This window comes from Verrucosispora sp. SN26_14.1, assembly GCF_004307965.1.
Lineage (GTDB): Bacteria > Actinomycetota > Actinomycetes > Mycobacteriales > Micromonosporaceae > Micromonospora.
On the sequence record NZ_SISL01000010.1, the window covers coordinates 20,630 to 40,647 of the forward strand.

Sequence of the window (20,018 nt, forward strand, 5' to 3'; positions counted from 1 at the left end):
AAGGAGACACCATGACCGGGAGTACGGACGGCGCGGAGATCGTGGTGGGCTACGACGGCTCGCCGGACGCGGCCGCGGCCCTGGACTGGGCGCTGGACCAGGCCCGCCGGTCCGGCCGACCGGTCCGGCTGGTGTACGTCTTCGAGTGGCTCACCGTGGCCGGCTGGGTCGGTCCCGGAGTCACGCCCGGCATGTGGCCCGACGAACAGGCCCGTCAGCAGGTCGAGGAGTTGGTGGGCAAAGCCGCCGCGGACGCCGGTGCGGCCAACCCCGAGTTGACCGTGCACGGTGAGGTCCGCGACGGCCCGCCCGCCCTGGTGCTGGAGGAGAGTTCGGCGGAGGCCGACCTGGTGGTGCTGGGCGGCCGGGGACACGGCGGCTTCGCCGGCCTGCTCGCCGGATCCACGGCGGTCAGCGTCACCGCGCACGCGCACTGCCCGGTGGTGGTGGTTCGCCGCGACACCGCCGACGCCGCCCGGTCCGGGCACGTCACCGTCGGGGTGGACGGCTCCGAACCCTCGCTGGTGGCCCTCGGCTACGCCGTCGAGGAGGCCGCCCTGCGCAGGGTGCCGCTGCGGGTGCTGCGTTCCTGGCAGCCCAGGGGCGAGCAGGCGAACCTCACCGGAGAGCAGGCCCGGGACGCGGCCCTGGCCGAGGACCGCGCGGAGCTGGACGAGGCGGTGCGCCGCTGGCGGGAGACCTTCCCCGACGTCGAGGTGAGCGTCGAGACGGGCACCTCCGCACCGGCCGGGCTGCTGATCGAGTCCAGCCGCCGGTCGCAACTGGTGGTGGTCGGCACCCGGGGCCGGGGCGGCCTGCGCGGCATGCTGCTCGGCTCGGTCAGCCAGCAGCTCATCCAGCACGCGCACTGCCCGGTGGCGGTCGTCCGGGAACGCTGAGGCGATCCGCGCCGACCGGTGTCAGGCCGGTCGGCGCGGCCCGCCGCCCAGCGCCCGCAGGGCGTTGAGGATCACCAACACGTCGATGCCCTCCTGGAGGAACGCACCGGCCACCGGTGGCAGCTTCCCGGCCGCCGCGAACCCCATCGCGACGACCGCCAGGCCCATCCCCACCGTGGCACTCTGCACCGCGATCCGCCGGGCGCGACGCGCCACCTCCACCGCGTCGGCGAGCGGGTCGAGCCGGTCGACGCTCAGCACGGCGTCGGCGACGTCGGCGGAGGCGGTCGCCCCGGTGGCGCCCATCGCCACCCCGACGTGCGCCTCCGCCAGGGCGGGCGCGTCGTTGACACCGTCGCCGACCATCACGGTGACCGCCCGCCCCGCCTCGGCGCGGACCCGGGCCGCCTTCTCCGTCGGCGTGCACCGGGCCAGCACGTCGTCCACGCCGACGTCCCGCGCGACCCGGTGCGCCGTCTCCGGGCGGTCGCCGGTGACCATCACGATCCGGGTCATCCCGGCCTCACGCAGCCGGTCCACCACCTGGCGGGCGTCCGGACGTACCGGGTCCTCCAGCACCACCGCGCCGAACGGCCCGGTCTCGTCGGACACCCAGACCACGCTGTGTCCGGCCTGTTCGGCGCGGGTACGGACCGGCACCGCCCACGGCGGCGGGTCGGCGTCGAGCTGACCGACGCGAATCCGTCGTCCACCCACCCGCCCGCGCACTCCCCGGCCCGCCTCCTCGGTCACCTCCGTCGGCGTCACCAGCCGCATCCCGCGTCCCCGGGCATCACGGACCAGCGCCGCCGCCAACACGTGCGGGGAGAGTTGTTCCACCGAGGCGGCCGAGCGCAGCATCTCGTCGGCGTCGCCGCCGGGGGCCACCACCAGGTCGGCCACCCTCGGTCGGCCCAGGGTGAGCGTGCCGGTCTTGTCGACCAGCAGGGTACGGGCGCGACCGAGCACCTCCAGCGACCCGCCGTCGCGCACCAGCATCCCCCGCCGAGCGACCCGGGACAGCCCGCTGACGATGGCGATCGGGGTGGCCAGCAGCAGCGGGCACGGGGTCGCCACCACCAGCACCGCCACCGCCCGCAGGAACTCACCGGACAGCAACCAGCCCAGGCCGGCCACGACGAGGGTGAACGGCACGAAGGCGGCGGCGTAGTGGTCGGCCAGCCGCACCGTCGGCGCCTTGCGGGCGGTCGCCTCCTCGGCCAACCGGACGATCCCCGCGTACGTGCTGCGGGCGGCGCTCTCGGTGGCCCGCAGTCCGAAGCCCGCCCCGGCGTTGACCACGCCACTGGCCACCCGCTCCCCCGCCGCCCGCTCGACCAGCCGGGACTCCCCGGTCACCACCGACTCGTCGAGGGTCGCCGCGGACTCCACGAGGCCATCGACGGCGACCACGTCACCGGGGCCGACCAGCAACCGGTCCCCGGCCGCCAGCCGGTCCACCGGGACCACCTCGACGCCGCCGTCGGCGGTACGTCGACGGGCGGTACGCGGAGCGCGGGCGAGCAGGGAGCGCAGGTCACGGGTCGCCCGCCGGTGCGCGTACGCCTCCAGGGTCCGGCCGGTCGCCAACATCAGCGCGACCACCGCACCGGCCAGGTACTCGCCGACGACGAGCGCCCCGGCCAACGCCAGGACCGCGATCACGTCCACGCCGAAGCGTCGCCGCCACAGCTCGCGCAGCATCGAGGCGGCCGCCGGCAGCAACGCGACGAGGCTGGCCGCCGCCCACAGTGCGTCAGCGACGCCGACCCGTCCGGCCAGTCGTGCCGCCGCTCCGGCCAGGACCAGCGCGGCCAGTGCGGTCAGCGGCGCCCACAGCCACCACCGACGTGGTCCACCCGACGGCACGGGGCGCGGCGGCAGGCACTCGCGGGGACCGTGGTCCGGCGCGTCCGACGTCGGTTCCGCCATGCGCGGATCGTCGCAGGCACCGTGCCCCACCGTCGGGCACTCCGGCCAGATACCGGGCCGAACTACCCCTCGGTGCCGGGACGTTGGGACCGTGCGGACCCCCGGCGGATGTCGCATGATGGGCCGGACCGGGCCCACGGCCGTACCGAGGTGCGGCACGATGAGCAGAGACGAAAGGTCGTGACGATGAGCCACCAGACGCCGGCCACGCATCGCCCGCTGCCCACCGCGCTCGCGGAGGCCGCCGCGATGGCGGGTCGGGCGCCCTCGGTGCACAACGCGCAGCCGTGGCGCTGGCGGGTCCTGCCTGACGCGCTGGAGCTGCGGATGGTCCACGACCCGCAGTTGGCGGCGACCGACCCGGACGGCGAGTTGGTCCGGTTGAGCTGCGGCGCGGCACTGCACCACGCCCGGTTGGCGCTGGCCGCCGAAGGGTGGACGGCGACCGTACGGCGGATGCCCGAACCGGCGGAGCCGGAGCTGCTCGCCCGGCTGACCGACCTGCGGCCCAGCGGGGCCGACCCGGACGCCATGCGGACCGTCCAGTGCATGCAGGTCCGGCACACCGACCGTCGACCGGTCAGCGACGAGCCGGTCGGCGACGAACGACTGGACGCGGTCAGCACGGCCGCCCGCCAGGAGGGCGCCCGGTTGGAGATCCTCGATCGCGACCAGGTGCTGGAATTGGCCGCCGCCGCCTCGCGCGCCGCCACCGTCGAGGCCGACGACTCCCGGCTGCGCGAGGAACTGGACTACTGGACCAGTCGGGCCGCCGGGACCGGGTTGACCTCCGAGGTGCTGCCCGAGCAGGCCCCGCAGACCACCGTGCCGGGCCGGGACTTCGGCCGCCCCGGGACGCTGCCGGTGGGGCCGGGCCACGACCGGGCCGCGTCGTACGCGGTGCTCTACGGCGACGAGGACGAGCCGGTGGACTGGCTGCGCGCCGGTGAGGCGCTCTCCGCCGCCTGGCTGACCGCCACCCGGCTGGGTGTCTCGGTGGTGCCGCTGAGCGGGGTGGTGGAGGTGCCGGCGACCCGGCAGGTCCTGCGGGGGGTGCTGGCCGGGCTCGGCCACCCGTACCTCGTCCTGCGACTCGGCGTCGCGGACCCGGCGCACGCGGGTCCGCCGCACACGCAGCGACTGGATCGCGCGCAGGTGGTGGACACCTCGGCGGTGGAGGGAACAGCGGGATGAGCCGACGGCCGCCCGCCGGTTAGCATCGCCGGGTGACCGTCGGCGAACCCCACCCCCGGCACGAGCCGCCCTCCCTCGGCCTCAGCCCGCTCTCCCGCGTCCACCTGGACGAGCTGCTCCAGGAGATGCTCGACCGGGTCGGGGAGGTGATGACCAGCCGGGAACGGCTGCGGGCCCTGCTCGACGCGGTGGTCGGCATCGGCACCGACCTGGACCTGCGCAGCACCCTGCAACGGATCGTGCAGTCCGCCTGCGACCTGGCCGGCGCCCGGTACGGCGCGCTCGGCGTGATCGGCACCGACCGGACGCTGCACGACTTCATCACCCACGGCATCTCCCCCGAGCTGCACGCCACCATCGGTGACCTGCCGCACGGCCGGGGCGTGCTCGGCCTGCTGATCGACGATCCGAAGCCGCTGCGGATGCCGGACATCACCCAGCATCCGCGCTCCTACGGGTTCCCGCCGCACCACCCGCCGATGCACACCTTCCTCGGCGTGCCGGTCCGCATCCGCGACCAGGTCTTCGGCAACCTCTATCTGGCCGAGAAGCAGGGCGGCGCGCAGTTCACCGACGACGACGAGGAGATCGTCGTGGCCCTCGCCGCGGCGGCCGGGGTGGCGATCGAGAACGCCCGGTTGTACGCGCTGGCGCACCGGCGGGAACGCTGGCTCGCCGCCACCGCCGAGATCACCTCACTGTTGCTCGGCGAGGTCCGCCGCACCGACGCGCTGACGCTGGTGGCGCGACGGGCCCGCGAGGTCGCCGAGGCCGAGCTGGCCCTGGTGCTGCTCTACGACGACGAGGCCGACCACTTCACGGTCGAGGTGGTCGACGGTGCCGGCAGCCAGGCCCGCGCGCTGGTCGGCACCGTGCTGCCGGCGGCGGACACCAGTTTCGCCGGGCCGATCGCCGAGGGCCGGCACGACTCGGTGGACGACCTCGCCCACGCCGCTCCCTGGCCGGCGGTGCTGCACACCGGGCCGGCGGTGATCTCGCCGCTGGCCACCGCCGACACCCTGCACGGTGTCCTGGTGATCGCGCACGCGGTCGAGCACGGTGGCGCCACCGACGAGGACGTGGCGCTGCTCGGCAGCTTCGCCGGGCAGGCCGCGCTGGCCATGGAACGCGCACGCGGCCAGGAGGAACGCGAGCAGTTGGTGGTCCTGGAGGACCGCGAACGCATCGCCCGTGACCTGCACGACGTGGTCATCCAGCGGTTGTTCGCCACCGGCCTGCACCTGCAGAGCGCGGTGCCGCTGGCCACGCGGCCCGAGTTGACCAAACGGATCAACGCGGCGGTCGACGACCTGGACGCCACCATCTCCGACATCCGCCGCACCATCTTCGAGCTGCGCAGTCCGGTGAGCGCGGCGCTGCGCACCGAGATCCGCGAGGCGGTGGAGGTGGCGGCCGAGTCGTTGGGCTTCCGTCCCCGGCTGGAGCTGAACGGCCCGGTCGACAGCGCCGTCCCGGACGCGGTCCGCCCCGATCTCACCGCCGTGCTCCGCGAGGCCCTGTCCAACGCGGTACGCCACGCCGAGGCGTCGGCCGTGACGGTGTCGGTACGGGTCGACGGCGGTCGGGTGACCGTGCTCGTCACCGACGACGGGGTGGGATGCGACCCGGCCGCCGCCCGGGGCGGGCTGGTGAACCTGCGCGAGCGCGCGGAACGCCACGACGGCACCTTCGAGGTCCGCCCGGCCCGTCCGCACGGCACCGAACTGCGCTGGTCGATCCCGCTGCGGGACTGACCGGCGGGTGCCGGCGTACGGTCAGCGGGACTTGCCGAGCAGCCGGGTGGCGAGCACGGCGGCCTGGGTACGCCGTTCCAGGCCGAGCTTGGCCAGCACGCTGGAGACGTAGTTCTTGACCGTCTTCTCGGCCAGGAACATCTTGCCGGCGATCTCCCGGTTGGTCAGGCCCTCGGCGACGTACTCCAGGATCCGCCGTTCCTGCTCGGTGAGGGACTGCAGCTCGCGTGGCTGCTCCACGCCGCTGCGGATGCGGTCCAGGACGCGGGTGGTGATCGCCGGGTCGAGCAGCGACTGCCCGCCCGCCACCCGGCGCACCGCGTCGACCAGGTCGGTGCCGCGGATCTGCTTGAGCACGTACCCGGAGGCACCGGCCATGATCGCCGCGAACAGCGCCTCGTCGTCCTCGTACGAGGTGAGGATCAGGCCCTTGATCGAGGAGTCCACGGCCCGCACGTCCCGGCACACGTCGATGCCGTTGCCGTCGGGTAGCCGGGCGTCGAGGATTGCCACGTCGGGGCGGAGCGCCGGGATCCGGCGGGCGGCCTCCGGCGCGGAGCCGGACTCGCCGACCACCTCTATGTCGCCGCTGGCCTGGAGCAGGTCGGCAAGGCCACGACGGACGACCTCGTGGTCGTCGAGCAGGAACACCCGGATCATCCTTCGTTTCTACCCGTTCTCCCCCACCGCACGCACGGGCCGAAGGTCCCGACCCACCACCGTCCCCTGGTCGGAGATGGAGTCGACGCCGGTGCACGGTCCCGGGTGAGGGGCGGGGTGTCCCGGGGGTTCGGGACGTGTGGCCCTGCTGGGCGGGGGTCGCCGAGGCGCACCGTGGGGTGGTACCGGCGAGCGTGAGGGGGCAGGACCATGGAGAACGGCTACACCGCCGAGCAGCTTCGGGTCGCCGCGGCCGACGCGGTGCGGGCGCCGTCCCTGCACAACGTCCAGCCCTGGCGGTTCCGGCTGCGCGACGGCGGCATCGAGGTGCTTCTCGACCCGCGACGCGGACTACCCGCCACCGACCCGAGCGGCTGGGGTGCCCGGGTCGCCGGTGGCGCGGCACTGTTCAACCTGCGTCTGGCGCTGGCGGTGGCGGGAAACCCGGCCACCGTCCGGCTGCGGCCGTACCCGGCGGAACCGACCGTGCTGGCCCGGTTGGTGCCGGACCTGCCGCGCCGACCGACCCCGACCGAGCAGAACCTGCACGCGGCGATCCACCGCCGGTTCAGCAACCGCGCCCCGTTCTGGCCCGACCCGGTGCCCGCCGACACCCGCTGGCGCCTCGGTGAGGCGGCCCGCGCCGAGCACTGCTGGCTGGAACTGCTCATCGGGGTGAGCGCGGTCACCGCCTTCGCCGAGATCGCCCGTGGCGCGCACCGCGTCCTCGAACGTGATCCCGCCTACCGAGCCGAACGCCTCACCTGGGTACGCGCCGAGCCCGCGCCCGACGGGGTGCCGGCACTGGCCGGCGGGCCGCAGGCCGAACCGCAGGACCTGCTGCCGTCACGTGGCTTCGGCGGCGCCCCGCGCGCACCCGGCCGCGACTTCGAGCCGGAGCCCCTGGTGGCGGTGCTCGGTTCGGCCGGCAACACCGCCGTCGACCAGGTCGTCGCCGGACAGGCGTTGCAGCGGGTCCTGCTCACCGCCACCGACTCCGGGCTGTCGGTGTCGATGCTGTCCCAGCCGATCGAGGTGCCCTCGGCCCGTGAGCAGCTCCGGATGTCGTTGGGCCGGTTCGGCACCCCGCAGATGGTGATGCGGATCGGGTTCGGTCGGCCCGGCCGGCCCACCCCACGCCGCCCGGTCGACGAGACGCTGGACCTGCCGGTGCACCTCGGCTGACCGCCGACGAGGGGTGGACCGGGCGACGTCGCGGGGAGGGCCGGGCCGACGCTCAGCGGGCCGGGTCGCCCGTGCCGAACTCGGCGAGCAGGGCGGCCTCCCGGGTCGGGTCGAGACCCACCGGCTCTCGGGCCGGCCGCCCCGCCCGCGCGGGCACCTCGCCCACTCGGCGCAACCACTCCCAGGTGTCGGTGACGGTGTCGGACACCGGCCGACCGGTGAAGCCGGCGGCGTACGCCCGACTGACGTCGATCTGCTGCATCCACCGGTATTCGTGGCCGGGCGGCAGCCACACCGGCAACTCGCTCCACGGGGACACGCCCGCGTCGCGCAGACGCTCCGGCGCGACCCACCGCAGCGAGGCGTCGGCGCCGGTCGCCGTGACGGCGGCGGCGAGCAGTCCACCCATGGTGGTGTGCCCGGGACGGTCCACCACGTTGACCGGGCCGGCGAGGCGGGCGGCCCCGGCGTCGAGCAGGAAGACGGCCAGGTCGCGCACGTCGACGTACTGCACCGGCAGGTCGGCGGGACCGGGCGCGAGCACGTCACCGCCCCGGGCGACACGGGTCAACCACCACGGCAGCCGACCGATGTCCTCGCCCGGGCCGAGGATCAGCCCGGCCCGGGCCAACAACGACCGGTCGCCGAAGACCTCCTGGACCGCCCGCTCGCTGCCGCGCTTGAGTGTCGGGTAGTCGCCGTCGGCGGCGGCCGGGTCGGCGTCGACCACCGCGTCGTCCTCGGTCACCCCGGCGGGCACCGGCGGCGCGTAGACCGATCCGGAGGAGACGTAGACGTAGTGCCCGACCCGCCCGGCGAGCATCCGTGCGCCGGCGAGGGCGTCCCTGGGCGCACCGTCCCAGGTGTCGACCACCACGTCCCACTCGCCGTCGGCCAGCGCGGCCAGCCCGTCCGCTGTGGTGCGGTCGCCGGTCAGGTGCCGTACGCCCGCCGGAGGAGCCCCGTGCCGCCCCCGGTTGAACACGGCCACCGTCCATCCACGACGGACGCCCTCGGCGACCGTCGCCCGGCCCACGAACCCGCTGCCGCCCAGCATGAGCATTCTCATGTGGTCCACCCTGCCGGGTGTCGGGCGTGGTGGGACAGATCGTTCACCCTCAGCGGATCTGCCCTGGGCAGAAGCCGGACCGCACCGTGCCCGACGTGACAGTGCCGTGCCCGGCGTCCGCCAGTGGCGTGCGCCGGGCACGGGCTTCGGCAGGGCGGTGCCGCGGGCACGGCGGGCACCCCTGGCCGGCTCCTTCATCGAAGGTTGGCACGCTAAATCGTCGTCGCCACCGAGACGCCCGTCAACAACTTCCGGAAAAATATCGGTAGATCAACCGATCGTCGGTCGGGCGGCGGCACTGTCCCGGACCACCAACTCGGTCGCCAGCTCGATCCGGGGGCTCTCCACCCTCTCCCCCTTGGCCAACCGCAGCACCGTACGCGCCGCCAGCATCCCCATCTCGGCCAACGGCTGACGCACCGTCGTCATCGGCGGCGATGACCAGCGCACCTCGGGAAGGTCGTCGAAACCCACCACGCTCACGTCGTCCGGCACCCGTAGACCCCGCTGCCGGACCGCCTCGTACACCCCCAACGCCATCTGGTCGCTGGACGCGAAGATCGCCGTCGGTGGATCGGCCAGCCCGAGCAACCGCACCCCGCCGGAGAACCCGGCCTCGTGATAGAAGTTACCGACCTGGATCAACCGGTCGTCAACGGGGATACCGGCCGTCTCCAGTGCCGCGCGGTAGCCGTCCATCCGGGCCCGGCTGCACATCAACTGCGGCAGGCCGGCGACGAACCCGATCCGGCGGTGTCCCAGCCCGATCAGGTACTCGGTGGCCCGCAGACTGCCGGCCCAGTTCGTGGCACCGATCGTCGGCGCGTCCTGGGCGGGGACACCGGCCGGGTCGACGATCACCACCGGGATGTTGAGGCGACGCAACTCGGCCTGCTGCGGCGCCTCCAGGGTGGAGGTGACGAAGATGACCCCTTCGGTGGAGCGGGTCCGGATGTTGTCCAGCCACTGCTTGGCCGAGGAGGTACGGCGGTGGATGGCGGAGACCACCGTGCCCACCCCGGCGGCGTGCGCGACATCCTCCACACCCCGAATGATCTCCACCGCCCACGGACTGTCCAGATCGTTGAAGACCAGGTCCACCAACCCCGAACTCGCCCGCATACTCGGCGGACGCCGCCGGTACCCGTGCCGCGTGAGTAACTCCTCCACCCGCTGACGCGTCTGCGGAGCCACGTCCGAACGCCCGTTGATCACCCGCGACACGGTCGGCACCGACACGCCGGCCAGATCGGCGATCGCCGAAATCGTGACCCTGGGGGTCTCTCTGGCAACCACAGCTCCACCCACCCAACCCGGTACGGCGACCCACCCGGCGAGGCAGCCGACAACCCCCACCCTAGTGCCGGAATTTTCACCCGCATACCGGGAGGTGGGGCAGATCCGTCGGGCCGTCGGCGGTCAGCTCCTCGGTGCCGCCGCGCTGTCCCGGACGACCAATTCGGTGGCCAGCTCGATCCGGGGGCTCTCCACCTTCTCGCCCTTGGCCAACCGCAGCACCGTACGCGCCGCCAGCATCCCCATCTCGGCCAACGGCTGACGCACCGTCGTCAGCGGGGGCGATGACCAGCGCACCTCGGGAAGGTCGTCGAAACCCACCACGCTCACGTCGTCCGGCACCCGTAGACCCCGCTGCCGGACCGCCTCGTACACCCCCAACGCCATCTGGTCGCTGGACGCGAAGATCGCCGTCGGTGGATCGGCCAGCCCGAGCAACCGCACCCCGCCGGAGAACCCGGCCTCGTGATAGAAGTTACCGACCTGGATCAACCGGTCGTCAACGGGGATACCGGCCGTCTCCAGTGCCGCGCGGTAGCCGTCCATCCGGGCCCGGCTGCACATCAACTGCGGCAGGCCGGCGACGAACCCGATCCGGCGGTGTCCCAGCCCGATCAGGTACTCGGTGGCCCGCAGACTGCCGGCCCAGTTCGTGGCACCGATCGTCGGCGCGTCCTGGGCGGGGACACCGGCCGGGTCGACGATCACCACCGGGATGTTGAGGCGACGCAACTCGGCCTGCTGCGGCGCCTCCAGGGTGGAGGTGACGAAGATGACCCCTTCGGTGGAGCGGGTCCGGATGTTGTCCAGCCACTGCTTGGCCGAGGAGGTACGGCGGTGGATGGCGGAGACCACCGTGCCCACCCCGGCGGCGTGCGCGACATCCTCCACACCCCGAATGATCTCCACCGCCCACGGACTGTCCAGATCGTTGAAGACCAGGTCCACCAACCCCGAACTCGCCCGCATACTCGGCGGACGCCGCCGGTACCCGTGCCGCGTGAGTAACTCCTCCACCCGCTGACGCGTCTGCGGAGCCACGTCCGAACGCCCGTTGATCACCCGCGACACGGTCGGCACCGACACGCCGGCCAGACGGGCGATCGCCGCGATGGTCACTGTGCGGTTGTCACTGGCAGCCACGCGGCGCCTCCATCTGCTCGCTCGATGGACGCCGCCGACGGAGGCGTCACTGCTGGCTCTTCGCCACCGCAGTGATGTCCTTGAGGATCTGATCCGGCCGCTTACGGCCGATCATCAGCTCGGCGACGCTGTTGTTGACCTGCTGACCGACCGCCGGCGGGTACGCCTGGTCGAGGTAGAGCTGGAACCCGGTCGCGACCGCCAGGTGCGCCGCCACCACCTGGTTGTTCGGGTCCTTGATCCGGCCGACGGCGGCCAGGTTGGTGGGGAGCACGGCACCGGTCTCGGCGGCCCGGCGCTGGTTCTCCGACCGCAGCAGCATGCGCAGGAAGTCCACCGTCGCGGGCGGAGCGTCGCGGCCGACCGCGAAGCCGTTGCCGCCGCCGAACGCGTCGGTGGCGGCACCCTTACCGCCCTCCACCGTCGGGAAGGTGAAGAAGCCGAGCTGGTTGCCGATTCCGAGCTTGCTGTTCGACGACGACGCCTGGATCGAGGGCGCCCACTGGCCCATCAGCTCCATGGCGGCCTCGCCGTTGCCCATCGCCGCGCCCTGCCCGTCCGCCGTGCCGTACTCCGCGGAGCGCCAGTTGCGCTGGAACGGCTTGAGATCGACCAGCTCCTTCAGTCGCTCCCCCGCGGCGACGAACTCCGGGGTGTCGAAGTTGCCGGTCTCACCCGCGACGCGCAGGGCCTCCAGGCCACCGACGCGCATCGCGAGGTACGCCCAGTAGAAGTGCCCCGGCCACTTGTCCTTGCCGGCGAGCGCGATGGGGGTGATGCCCCGCGCCTTGAGCTTGCCGACCGCCTCCAGCAGCCCGGCCCAGGTGGTGGGCGGCGAGGTGATGCCGGCGTCGGAGAAGTGGTCCCGGTTGTACCAGAAGCCGGTCATGCCGACGTCGAACGGGATGCCGTAGATCCGTCCGTCGATCGTGTACGGCTGCAACGCGGCGGGCAGCAACTGCCCGATCCACGGCTCCACCTCGGCGGTGATGTCCTTGACCAGGCCCGCTTCCACCTGCTGCTGCAACAGGCCACCGCCCCACGACTGGAACAGGTCCGGTGGCGTGCCCTTCTTGGTGATCTCGGCCAGCTCGGTCTTGAAGACCTCGTTCTCCAGCGGCTCGATCTCGAACGTCACGTTCGGGTGCCGGCCCGAGTACACCCGCGCCAGGTCGGCCCAGACCGGCAGCATCGGCTCGGTGTTCTGGATGTGCCACCACTTGACCGTCTGCGGGGTGCCGGGGCTGTCGGAATCGTCCCCTCCGCATCCTCCGAGCAGGAAGGCGCTGGCGCCGAGACCGGCCAGGCCGAGTAGTGACCTGCGGGAGACGGGCGCTGTCATCTGTATCCCTTCGACAACCGGTGACGTACGCATAGAGGCACTGCGATCGGCGACAGGCCGCGAATGGCAGTTCGAAAGTTTCAACCCGTTGCCGGTATTTTCGTCGTGATGGCCGGCACGTTACGACGCGTCGACGTACGCGGTCAAGAGGGCTGTCGTATGCAGACACTACCCGCTACGGTGAGCCGAATCTTGGGAGGTTCCCGCAGCCCACTTCCGGAAATCCACCGGGTTCGAAGCCTGAAGGAGCAGCGCATGTCGGCCGAGACCGCGGACGTGGCCACCACCCGGTCGATCCGGAACCCGATCCTCGCCGGATTCCATCCCGATCCGTCGATCCTGCGCGTCGACGACGACTACTACCTGGCGACCTCGACCTTCGAGTGGTATCCGGGCGTGCGCGTGCACCATTCCACGGACCTGGTGCACTGGCGTGACACGGGCGGGATCGTCACCGACCGCCGCCTGCTCGACCTGCGCGGCTGCGACGACGCCGCCGGCATCTGGGCACCCGACCTGACCCATCACGACGGGTTGTTCCACCTCGTCTACAGCGACGTGGCCAGCTTCGCGGGCGGCTACTGGGACGCACAGAACTTCCTCACCACCGCACCGAGCATCACCGGCCCCTGGTCGGAGCCGGTCCGGCTGCACTCGCACGGCTTCGACGCGGCCCTCTTCCACGACGACGGCACCACCTGGGTGCTCGCGCTCAGCGCCGAGTGGCGGCCGGGCCGCGACCGCTTCGGCGGCATCGAGATCCAGCAGTACGACCCGGCCGGCAGGCGCATGCTCGGTGAGCCGCGGATCATCTTCACCGGCACCGAGGTCGGCCTCACCGAGGGACCGCACCTGTACCGCCGTGACGGCTGGTACTGGCTGGTCACCGCCGAGGGCGGCACGAGCTGGGAACACCAGGTCACGGTGGCCCGCTCGCGCGAGCTGTTCGGGCCGTACGAGGTCGACCCGGCCGGACCGATGCTCACCTCCGTCGGCCGCCCCGACCTCAGGTTGCAGAAGGCCGGACACGGCAGCCTGGTCCAGACCCCGCACGGCGAGTGGTACATGGCACACCTCGTCGGCCGCCCGTACACCCCGCTCGGCGCGTGCGTGCTGGGGCGGGAGACCGCGCTGCAGAAGGTCGACTGGCCGTCCGGCGGGTGGCCCCGCGTCGACGGCGGCATCCCGGCCGACGAGATCCCCGCACCGGACCTGCCGACACAGCCGTGGCCGCCGGAGCCGGCCGTCGACCACTTCGACGCGCCCGAACTGGCGGTGTGCTGGTCGACGCTGCGCCGACCGGCCGACGACGACTGGATCGACCTGCGCTCGCGCCCCTCGTACCTGCGCGTGCACGGTGGACAGTCGCCGACCGGCAAGCAGACCCCGAGCCTGGTCGCCCGCCGGGTCCGCACGTCGCACTGCTCGCTGGAGACGGTCGTCGAGTTCGACCCGCGTGATCACCGGCACCTGGCCGGCGTGACCGGGTACTACAACACCCGGAACTGGCACCACCTCTATCTGACCCGGGCCGACGACGGGCGCGTGGTGCTGGAGGTGCTCAGCTGCGACCGGGGACGACGTACCGCGTACCCGCAGCTCACCGTCGACACCGGCGGCGCCCGCCAGGTCGGCCTGCGGGTGACCTTCGACGGCCCGGTGTTGCGCTTCGAGTACGACCTGGGTGCCGGCTGGCAGCAGGTGCCGGTCGAGTTGGACGCCACCATCCTCTCCGACGAGCACGCCACCGAGATGGTCGACGGAGAGTTCACCGCCTGGGGTTTCACCGGGTCGCTGCTCGGACTCTGGGTGCAGGACATCGGTGGCGACGGACGGTACGCGGACTTCGACCACGCCACCTACCTCGACCACTGAACTACGCGGCGTCCGGAAAGTTCTCGATATCGCTTTCCAGCGCCCTGAACAGGCAAGATGCCGAGAGTCGGACGTATCGACCATTGACGCCTCGGCATCGACGGCCGTAACGTTTCGACCAAGTTACCGGACGCTCCCGGAACGACCGCATCGCCACCGCAGCATCGTCGCCGTGCCAGGTGGGGCGGGTTCGCGCCCCACGCGACCTACTCGCCGCACCACCTTGTCGGAAGGCCACCGGTGATGCCACCGTCCACCCAGCCCCGCCACGCCCCCTACCCCGCCGTCACGTTCCGGTCGGGCATCGGGCCCCCACCGGCTCGACCGGTCGAGGTGATCGACACCGGGCAGGTCCTCTGCCTCACCTTCGACGACGGGCCGCATCCGGTGCACACCCCACGCCTGCTCGACGTGCTGGCCCACCACGACGTCCGGGCGGTCTTCTTCCTCCGGGGCGACCAGGTCGTGAGGTATCCCGAGGTGGTCCGCCGGATCACCGCCGAGGGCCACGTGCTCGGCAACCACGGGATGCGGCACGACGACATGAGTGACTGGGCCGCCGGTCGCATCGCGTCGGACCTGCTGGAGACCAACGCGGTGATCCGGCAGGCCGTCCCGTACGCCCGCGTCGGCTACTTCCGTGCCCCGTACGGCGCCTGGGGCCAGACCCCCACCGTCGCCGCCGCGCTCGGCATGCGGCCGATGGGCTGGCGGGTCGCCGTCACCGACTGGGAGCCGCCCGGCACCGACGAACTGCTGCGGCGACTCACCGACGGTGCCGCACCCGGCGCGGTGGTGCTGCTGCACGACGGGGGCGGAGACCGGAGCCAGACCGTCGACGCTGTCGACCGTTTCGTGCCGTTGGCGCGTACCGCAGGGTGGACCTTCGCCCTACCCGGCAGCACCGTGAGTCGCTGACGGACCAGCGGGGTGACGACCCGGCGACCTAGACGCCGGAGTCGGCAGCGGCCGCACGGTGCACGACCTCCTCCGTCGTCAACGGGCTGGGCGGATGGTGGCTCAGGCACATCGGGCCCTGCATCTTGACGAACCGGGCACCTTCGACGGCGGCGTAGAACTGCCCCGTCCGCATCTTCCCCACATCCGGCACGTCGGCGCCCTTCGCCCTGGCCACCTCGCGTGCCGCCTCGATCTGGACCGGAGCGGTCAGCAGTCCGAAGAGTTGGGTGGCCGCGTTGCCGGGGATCTGGTTGTGCAGCCCCTTCGGCGACTGCGTGGCGAAGACCAGGCCCAGGCCGTACTTGCGGGCCTGCGAGGTCAACGCCAGGGTGCTCTGGGTGCAGGCGGTGACGGCACCGGACGGGGCGAACGTCTGCGCCTCGTCCATCACCAGCAGCCCGCCCAGGGGCCGGTCACCGGCCGGATGGCGCTTGATCCAGGTGAAGAGTGCCAACTGGAGCTGGTTGACGAAGCTCTGCCGCTGCTGGTCCTCGGGAAGCCCGACGAAGCTGATCACCGAGATCCGGGCCCGTCGACCCGGCGGAGGCGTGAGCAGTTCACCGGGGTCGACCGGGGTTCCGGCCCCACCGAACAAGGGGTCGTTGATCAGCGCCGCCTTGAGCAACTGCGCCATGCTCGCCGCCAACTTGGGCGCGCTGTCGAGTTGGCTGACCCCGTCGGGTAGCTCGTTGAGCACCTCGGTGAACTCGTGCAGGTCGTTGGCGCCGGTCCGGGCGTAACTGATCAGCGCCTCACGAAGCACCGCCCGTCCGAGGCGCGCCTTGTCCGTTCCGCCGTCCACCCGGGCATGCGTGGCCAACGTGGCGACGGCGGCGTTCACCGCGGCCGTGAAGCCGTCCGGATCGTCGAGCACGTCGGCGAACCTGGGCAACGGTTGGAACGTCAACGGCCGCCCGGACTGCCGGCCCGGCGTCCAGATCACCACGTCCGTCCCGGAGAGGTACGCCGCAGCCAGGTCCGGGTCCCCCGGACCCCACCCGTTCGGCGGTGCCGGCCAGGCGTCGCCGAGTCTGGCCAGGTCGTTGTTCGGGTCCAGGACGATGGCGGAGACGCCGCGCAGGGCACACTCCTCGACGAGCCGGCGGATCAGCACGGTCTTGCCCGAGCCGGAACCGGCGAAGACGACGGTGTGCCGGCGCAGCGATTCGAGGCCGATCCGCACCGGGTCCGGCCGACCGGGCACGACACCGAGAACCACCTGGTGCGGGTCGACTCCGGCGACGGGCGGTGGACCGGCGACAGGTGTCTGCGGCACCGCCGCGTACGCCGCCGCCGACGGTGCGCTGGTGGGGGACGCAGGAACAGGAGCCCGCCCGACCACCCGGTCCGGCGGCGCCTCCGGCCGGGACGCCGGTCCCGGCGCCACGTCGAGGGCGGGCACGACAGCGGCGGGCACGGCGCCGGCGGGCACGGCACCGGCGGGCGGACCGGTGACCGGCGCATCGGCCGGCCGGACACCGAGTGCCTCTCGCAGGCAACCGATGTCCGCCACCGGTCGGCGGTCGGCGAACCACGGCCGTAGGGTCTCCAGGCCGTACGTCTGGATGAGCTGCTCCAGGGCGGCCAGGCGGCGGATGTCCGCGGCGGGAAAGTCGAGCGTCCGCCCGCCCGCCCGCTCGAACGCCTCCAGCACCTCCCGGGTACGGGCCCCCGTCGACCACGCCGCGCTCCGCAGCAGGAAGAGCCGACGCTTGGCGATGCCCTCGGTGAGCCCGGCCGTGGTCACCGCGTTGCGGATCCGGTTGAGCGCGGCGATGTGGTGCGGGGCGCAGATCGCCCGGAAGGACCAGTGCTCCTCGTCCTCGCTCTCCTCGTCGAGGCTGTGTCGCAGCCGGGCGTGCAGGGCCGGCTTGCCCCCGGCCGGGATCGGGTCGAGGCTGAACGCCTCCACCGCGGAGCCCTGCTCGGCGATCCACGCGGTCAGCCCGGCCCTGAGGAGTTCCGGCACCCGCGCGTCCTCGGACTTCTGGCGGACGGCGGGCTCGGGATCGGCCCCGGCGACGAGTTCCGCGTACCTCACGTCGATCTTCCCGAACTCGTCCGCGCGACCCGTCGCCGACGCGCCACCCGCCGGTGATCCGCTCGGGACGCCGGGTCGGTCCGCCGCCGCGTGCAGCAGATGCCGGAGTTCCCGCACCTCACCGGCGGCCAGGCAGGCCCGGACGTGCGCGTCGATGCTCCGTAGCAACTCGCGCGGCGTGAAGCCCTCCACCTCCTCGAAGGTGGACGGGTGGACCGGCCAGGACGGATACGGCGGGGTGAAGCCGAGTCCGTCGAACAGCATCGAGAATCGCTTCTCGACGAGTTCCCGCCCGACCTCGGCGGAGGGGATGTGCTTGAGCCAGGCGGCCTCCCGGAACCGGTCCTGCACCGTGTCGGTGGCCTGCTCCTTGATGTTCTGCCAGGTCTGCGGCAGACAGGACACCACCGACAACGAGCGACGGGTGGTCTCCCGCAGGGCCATCAGCCCGCTGGCCACCTGTTCCAGCAACAACGAGGTCTGCCAGTCGGTCTCGCCTCGCACCTCGTGGTTGGTCGCCTTCACCGACTGCGCGACCATCAGGTCGATCTGGTCGACCGCGATCACCGTGGGACCGACCATGGCCAGCAGGCGGCTGGTGTCCTGGACCACCTCCTGAGGCGCTCGCCGCGTGCGTCGCAGCCCCCAGCCGGCGCGCAGACCCGGTTCCTCCTCGTCGCTGGAGCAGAGGAAGTCGAAGCCGATGTCCTGCGGGGCCGACTGCTCGGCGGCGTACAGGACCAACGCCCGCGCGGTGTCCTGACACTCGGTCCCGATCTGGCGATCGGTCTTGCGGATCAGGTCGACGAAGGCGTCGAGCGCCGATCGGCTGAGTTCGGTCTCACCGGTGACCGCCCGGCGGACCGTTCGCGGCGCGTCGACGCGGTCCGCCAGCCGGCGCAGGAACGCCCGCAGTTGCGTCGTCCCGTCCGGCATCGCCCTGGCGAAGCCCGTCAGCATCGACATCGCGGTGCTGTGCCAGAACGCCCGGGCCTCCAGCAACTCCACCAGGAAGAAGAAGCCGCCGCGCTGTTGCACCTCCTGACGCACCGTACCGAGCAGGTGGGTCTTGCCGGTGCCGCGCTGACCGAGGATGGCGACGCCCACCGGGCTGGAGTCGGGGCTCTGCTCCGCCTCGGCGAAGCTGTCCAGCACCGTCTGCACGACGTCGTGGTGCAGACCCTCGACGTGGAACGGGGTCGGCTTCCAGACGTCGTCCGGTGTCGGCGCCCAGTTGAACCTCAGCGCAGCCAGGGCCCGCCGCTGCTCGGCGGCCATCATGACGAGATGGCGATAAGGTGCTTGTCCTGGTTGCCGATACTCACCGCGGCGGCGCGCTCCTCCGGCCGGAGCACCTTCTGGTTGGATTCCGGCACCAGGTGGACGTCGCGCTCCCGGTTGAGCTGCACCAACGCGGCGTCGACCTCCGTACGGGGCAGATCCGCGACCGCAGCGCGCAGGTCGGCCAGCATGACGTAGTCGCCGGGACGGGCTGCCAGTGCCTGGTACGCCTGCCGGATCAGGGAGACCACGTCGACCGTGGAGTTCGCCGGATCGGTGCCGGTCGGTGACACGGCCACGGCCGGGACGACGTCGTCCTCCTTGATCTGCAGGCGGAACAGATCGTCGGCACGGGTACCCGAGTGATCGATCAGCCGCCGCAGGAAGTCCAGTACGACATAGAGCGTGCCGCCCGCCGTACCCGCGCCCTTCGGTGCCTCGGCTCCCAATTCCTCGGCGGCCCGGCTCCATCCCTTGTCGGTCAGGGCCAGGGTGATCGGCTTCTCGGAGACCTCGATCAGGTCGAGAGCGAGGAGTCGACGCCGATGATCCGCTTTCAGGCCGATCCCGGCGACATTGGTGAAGTAGGTCTGCGGCAGCGGCGCCGCCTTGATCATAAGTGTGACGAGAATGCACCGGTCAACGAGGGTCAGTTCCTTTTCCGGCATGCGGATGCTCCTCTGTGGCACGAGCTTTCACCACGTTGACGGTGATGATCGAAGACTCGGAAGGGGTGGCCGTGGTCCAGGTTCCGCAACGGGTTCGCCCCGCGCACGGGCCGATTCTGCCGACGGCGGCCAGCGAGCGCAAGGTCAGCAATCGGGCTGCCGATAACCGACAACCCGGCTGAGTCGATCTTCAGCGGTCCAGCGTGGACGGCATGACTGGAACACCAGTTCGGAGCTGCCAGTCGTGATCGACTAAGCGGCCGTTGCCAAATGTCCACGACAACAGGCAGCATGGCTGTTCGGCGAGAGGCCCGCCGGCAATTGGGTGACGCCGCGACCTCTCCTGCCGTTCCGGGGAGAGGGCAACGGAGGTGACCTGTGCAGTCTGAAGTGGTCCGCTACCAGGTCGATGACCAGACCGTCGCACTGATCGAGGTCGAACCGCCGGCAGGTTTCCAGCCCGCCGGGTTCGGCGATGTCGCCGGTTGGGTGCGGGAATCGGCCGCCCCTGCGGTCGCCGCTGCGAAGGAACTGCTGGAACAGGTGAAATCCGTCGCGCCCGACTCGGTCGAAGTCCGGTTCGGGATCAAGGCGACCGGAACGGCGAACTGGGTGGTGGCGAAGGCGACCGGAGAGGCGAACTTCGAAGTCACCCTCGCCTGGCACGCGCGCGACAATCCGGATCTCGGCGCCGGTCTGCGGCCCTGACGAACGGGCGA

15 protein-coding genes are annotated in these 20,018 nt (G+C 72.2%); 7 read left to right on the top strand and 8 right to left on the bottom strand.

The genetic code is table 11. The features are described from left to right. Window positions 1–11: 11 nt before the first annotated feature. Complete coding sequence (locus EYA84_RS02315) at window positions 12–899, top strand: universal stress protein (protein ID WP_131051326.1); 888 nt, start codon at window positions 12–14, stop codon at window positions 897–899. Window positions 900–920: 21 nt separating this feature from the next. On the opposite strand, the gene EYA84_RS02320 is transcribed toward EYA84_RS02315, so the two are convergent. Beyond that, window positions 921–2,831, bottom strand: coding sequence for a heavy metal translocating P-type ATPase (locus EYA84_RS02320; protein WP_131051327.1), 1,911 nt, complete (start codon window positions 2,829–2,831; stop codon window positions 921–923). A 186-nt stretch (window positions 2,832–3,017) separates the two neighbouring features. Between EYA84_RS02320 and EYA84_RS02325 the strand changes: the two genes are divergently transcribed. Together EYA84_RS02325 and EYA84_RS02330 are read left to right on the top strand one after the other, a co-directional pair. Beyond that, a complete protein-coding gene (locus tag EYA84_RS02325) occupies window positions 3,018–4,025 on the top strand; it encodes an Acg family FMN-binding oxidoreductase (protein ID WP_131051328.1) in 1,008 nt (335 codons plus the stop codon). A gap of 125 nt (window positions 4,026–4,150) precedes the next feature. Beyond that, the gene (locus EYA84_RS02330; protein ID WP_236145563.1) at window positions 4,151–5,779 is read left to right on the top strand and encodes a GAF domain-containing sensor histidine kinase; all 1,629 of its coding nucleotides are present in this window, start codon (window positions 4,151–4,153) and stop codon (window positions 5,777–5,779) included. A 21-nt stretch (window positions 5,780–5,800) separates the two neighbouring features. On the opposite strand, the gene EYA84_RS02335 is transcribed toward EYA84_RS02330, so the two are convergent. Continuing rightward, complete coding sequence (locus EYA84_RS02335; protein ID WP_131051330.1) at window positions 5,801–6,439, bottom strand: response regulator transcription factor; 639 nt, start codon at window positions 6,437–6,439, stop codon at window positions 5,801–5,803. Between the two features lie 210 nt (window positions 6,440–6,649). Here EYA84_RS02335 and EYA84_RS02340 point away from each other — a divergent pair, with 210 nt between their 5' ends. Then, on the top strand, window positions 6,650–7,624 hold the full coding sequence (locus EYA84_RS02340; protein WP_131051331.1) for an Acg family FMN-binding oxidoreductase: 975 nt from the start codon (window positions 6,650–6,652) through the stop codon (window positions 7,622–7,624). Between the two features lie 52 nt (window positions 7,625–7,676). Here the strand turns inward: EYA84_RS02340 and EYA84_RS02345 are convergent, their stop codons facing one another. The 4 genes from EYA84_RS02345 to EYA84_RS02360 form a co-directional block, all read right to left on the bottom strand. Next, window positions 7,677–8,693 carry an NAD-dependent epimerase/dehydratase family protein gene (locus EYA84_RS02345; protein ID WP_131051332.1) on the bottom strand — a complete coding sequence of 339 codons (1,017 nt, stop codon included), beginning with the start codon at window positions 8,691–8,693 and terminating at the stop codon, window positions 7,677–7,679. A 270-nt stretch (window positions 8,694–8,963) separates the two neighbouring features. Beyond that, entirely contained in the window at window positions 8,964–9,989 is a 1,026-nt protein-coding gene (locus EYA84_RS02350; protein WP_131051333.1) for a LacI family DNA-binding transcriptional regulator, read from the bottom strand. A gap of 123 nt (window positions 9,990–10,112) precedes the next feature. Further along, a complete protein-coding gene (locus tag EYA84_RS02355; RefSeq protein ID WP_131051334.1) occupies window positions 10,113–11,132 on the bottom strand; it encodes a LacI family DNA-binding transcriptional regulator in 1,020 nt (339 codons plus the stop codon). Between the two features lie 46 nt (window positions 11,133–11,178). Beyond that, window positions 11,179–12,474, bottom strand: coding sequence for an extracellular solute-binding protein (locus tag EYA84_RS02360; protein ID WP_131051335.1), 1,296 nt, complete (start codon window positions 12,472–12,474; stop codon window positions 11,179–11,181). A 255-nt stretch (window positions 12,475–12,729) separates the two neighbouring features. Between EYA84_RS02360 and EYA84_RS02365 the strand changes: the two genes are divergently transcribed. After that, a complete protein-coding gene (locus tag EYA84_RS02365) occupies window positions 12,730–14,349 on the top strand; it encodes a glycoside hydrolase family 43 protein (protein WP_131051336.1) in 1,620 nt (539 codons plus the stop codon). A gap of 243 nt (window positions 14,350–14,592) precedes the next feature. After that, a complete protein-coding gene (locus EYA84_RS02370) occupies window positions 14,593–15,267 on the top strand; it encodes a polysaccharide deacetylase family protein (protein WP_131051337.1) in 675 nt (224 codons plus the stop codon). Between the two features lie 28 nt (window positions 15,268–15,295). Here the strand turns inward: EYA84_RS02370 and EYA84_RS02375 are convergent, their stop codons facing one another. After that, window positions 15,296–18,631: a helicase HerA domain-containing protein gene (locus EYA84_RS02375; protein ID WP_131051338.1), complete on the bottom strand. Its 3,336-nt coding sequence runs from the start codon at window positions 18,629–18,631 to the stop codon at window positions 15,296–15,298. Continuing rightward, window positions 18,628–19,248 carry a hypothetical protein gene (locus EYA84_RS02380; protein WP_236145560.1) on the bottom strand — a complete coding sequence of 207 codons (621 nt, stop codon included), beginning with the start codon at window positions 19,246–19,248 and terminating at the stop codon, window positions 18,628–18,630. Before EYA84_RS02380 ends, EYA84_RS02375 begins: the two co-directional genes overlap by 4 nt. Before the next feature lie 429 nt (window positions 19,249–19,677). On the opposite strand from EYA84_RS02380, the gene EYA84_RS02385 reads away from it, so the two are divergent. After that, on the top strand, window positions 19,678–20,007 hold the full coding sequence (locus EYA84_RS02385) for a CU044_2847 family protein (protein WP_131051340.1): 330 nt from the start codon (window positions 19,678–19,680) through the stop codon (window positions 20,005–20,007). The last annotated feature ends 11 nt before the right edge of the window (window positions 20,008–20,018 follow it).

Coding starts and splice junctions, on each gene's coding strand:
- EYA84_RS02315 (WP_131051326.1), top strand. CDS start 12: ATGACCGGGAGTACGGACGGCGCGGAGATCGTGGTGGGCTACGACGGC.
- EYA84_RS02320 (WP_131051327.1), bottom strand. CDS start 2,831: ATGGCGGAACCGACGTCGGACGCGCCGGACCACGGTCCCCGCGAGTGC.
- EYA84_RS02325 (WP_131051328.1), top strand. CDS start 3,018: ATGAGCCACCAGACGCCGGCCACGCATCGCCCGCTGCCCACCGCGCTC.
- EYA84_RS02330 (WP_236145563.1), top strand. CDS start 4,151: ATGCTCGACCGGGTCGGGGAGGTGATGACCAGCCGGGAACGGCTGCGG.
- EYA84_RS02335 (WP_131051330.1), bottom strand. CDS start 6,439: ATGATCCGGGTGTTCCTGCTCGACGACCACGAGGTCGTCCGTCGTGGC.
- EYA84_RS02340 (WP_131051331.1), top strand. CDS start 6,650: ATGGAGAACGGCTACACCGCCGAGCAGCTTCGGGTCGCCGCGGCCGAC.
- EYA84_RS02345 (WP_131051332.1), bottom strand. CDS start 8,693: ATGAGAATGCTCATGCTGGGCGGCAGCGGGTTCGTGGGCCGGGCGACG.
- EYA84_RS02360 (WP_131051335.1), bottom strand. CDS start 12,474: ATGACAGCGCCCGTCTCCCGCAGGTCACTACTCGGCCTGGCCGGTCTC.
- EYA84_RS02365 (WP_131051336.1), top strand. CDS start 12,730: ATGTCGGCCGAGACCGCGGACGTGGCCACCACCCGGTCGATCCGGAAC.
- EYA84_RS02370 (WP_131051337.1), top strand. CDS start 14,593: ATGCCACCGTCCACCCAGCCCCGCCACGCCCCCTACCCCGCCGTCACG.
- EYA84_RS02375 (WP_131051338.1), bottom strand. CDS start 18,631: ATGATGGCCGCCGAGCAGCGGCGGGCCCTGGCTGCGCTGAGGTTCAAC.
- EYA84_RS02380 (WP_236145560.1), bottom strand. CDS start 19,248: ATGATCAAGGCGGCGCCGCTGCCGCAGACCTACTTCACCAATGTCGCC.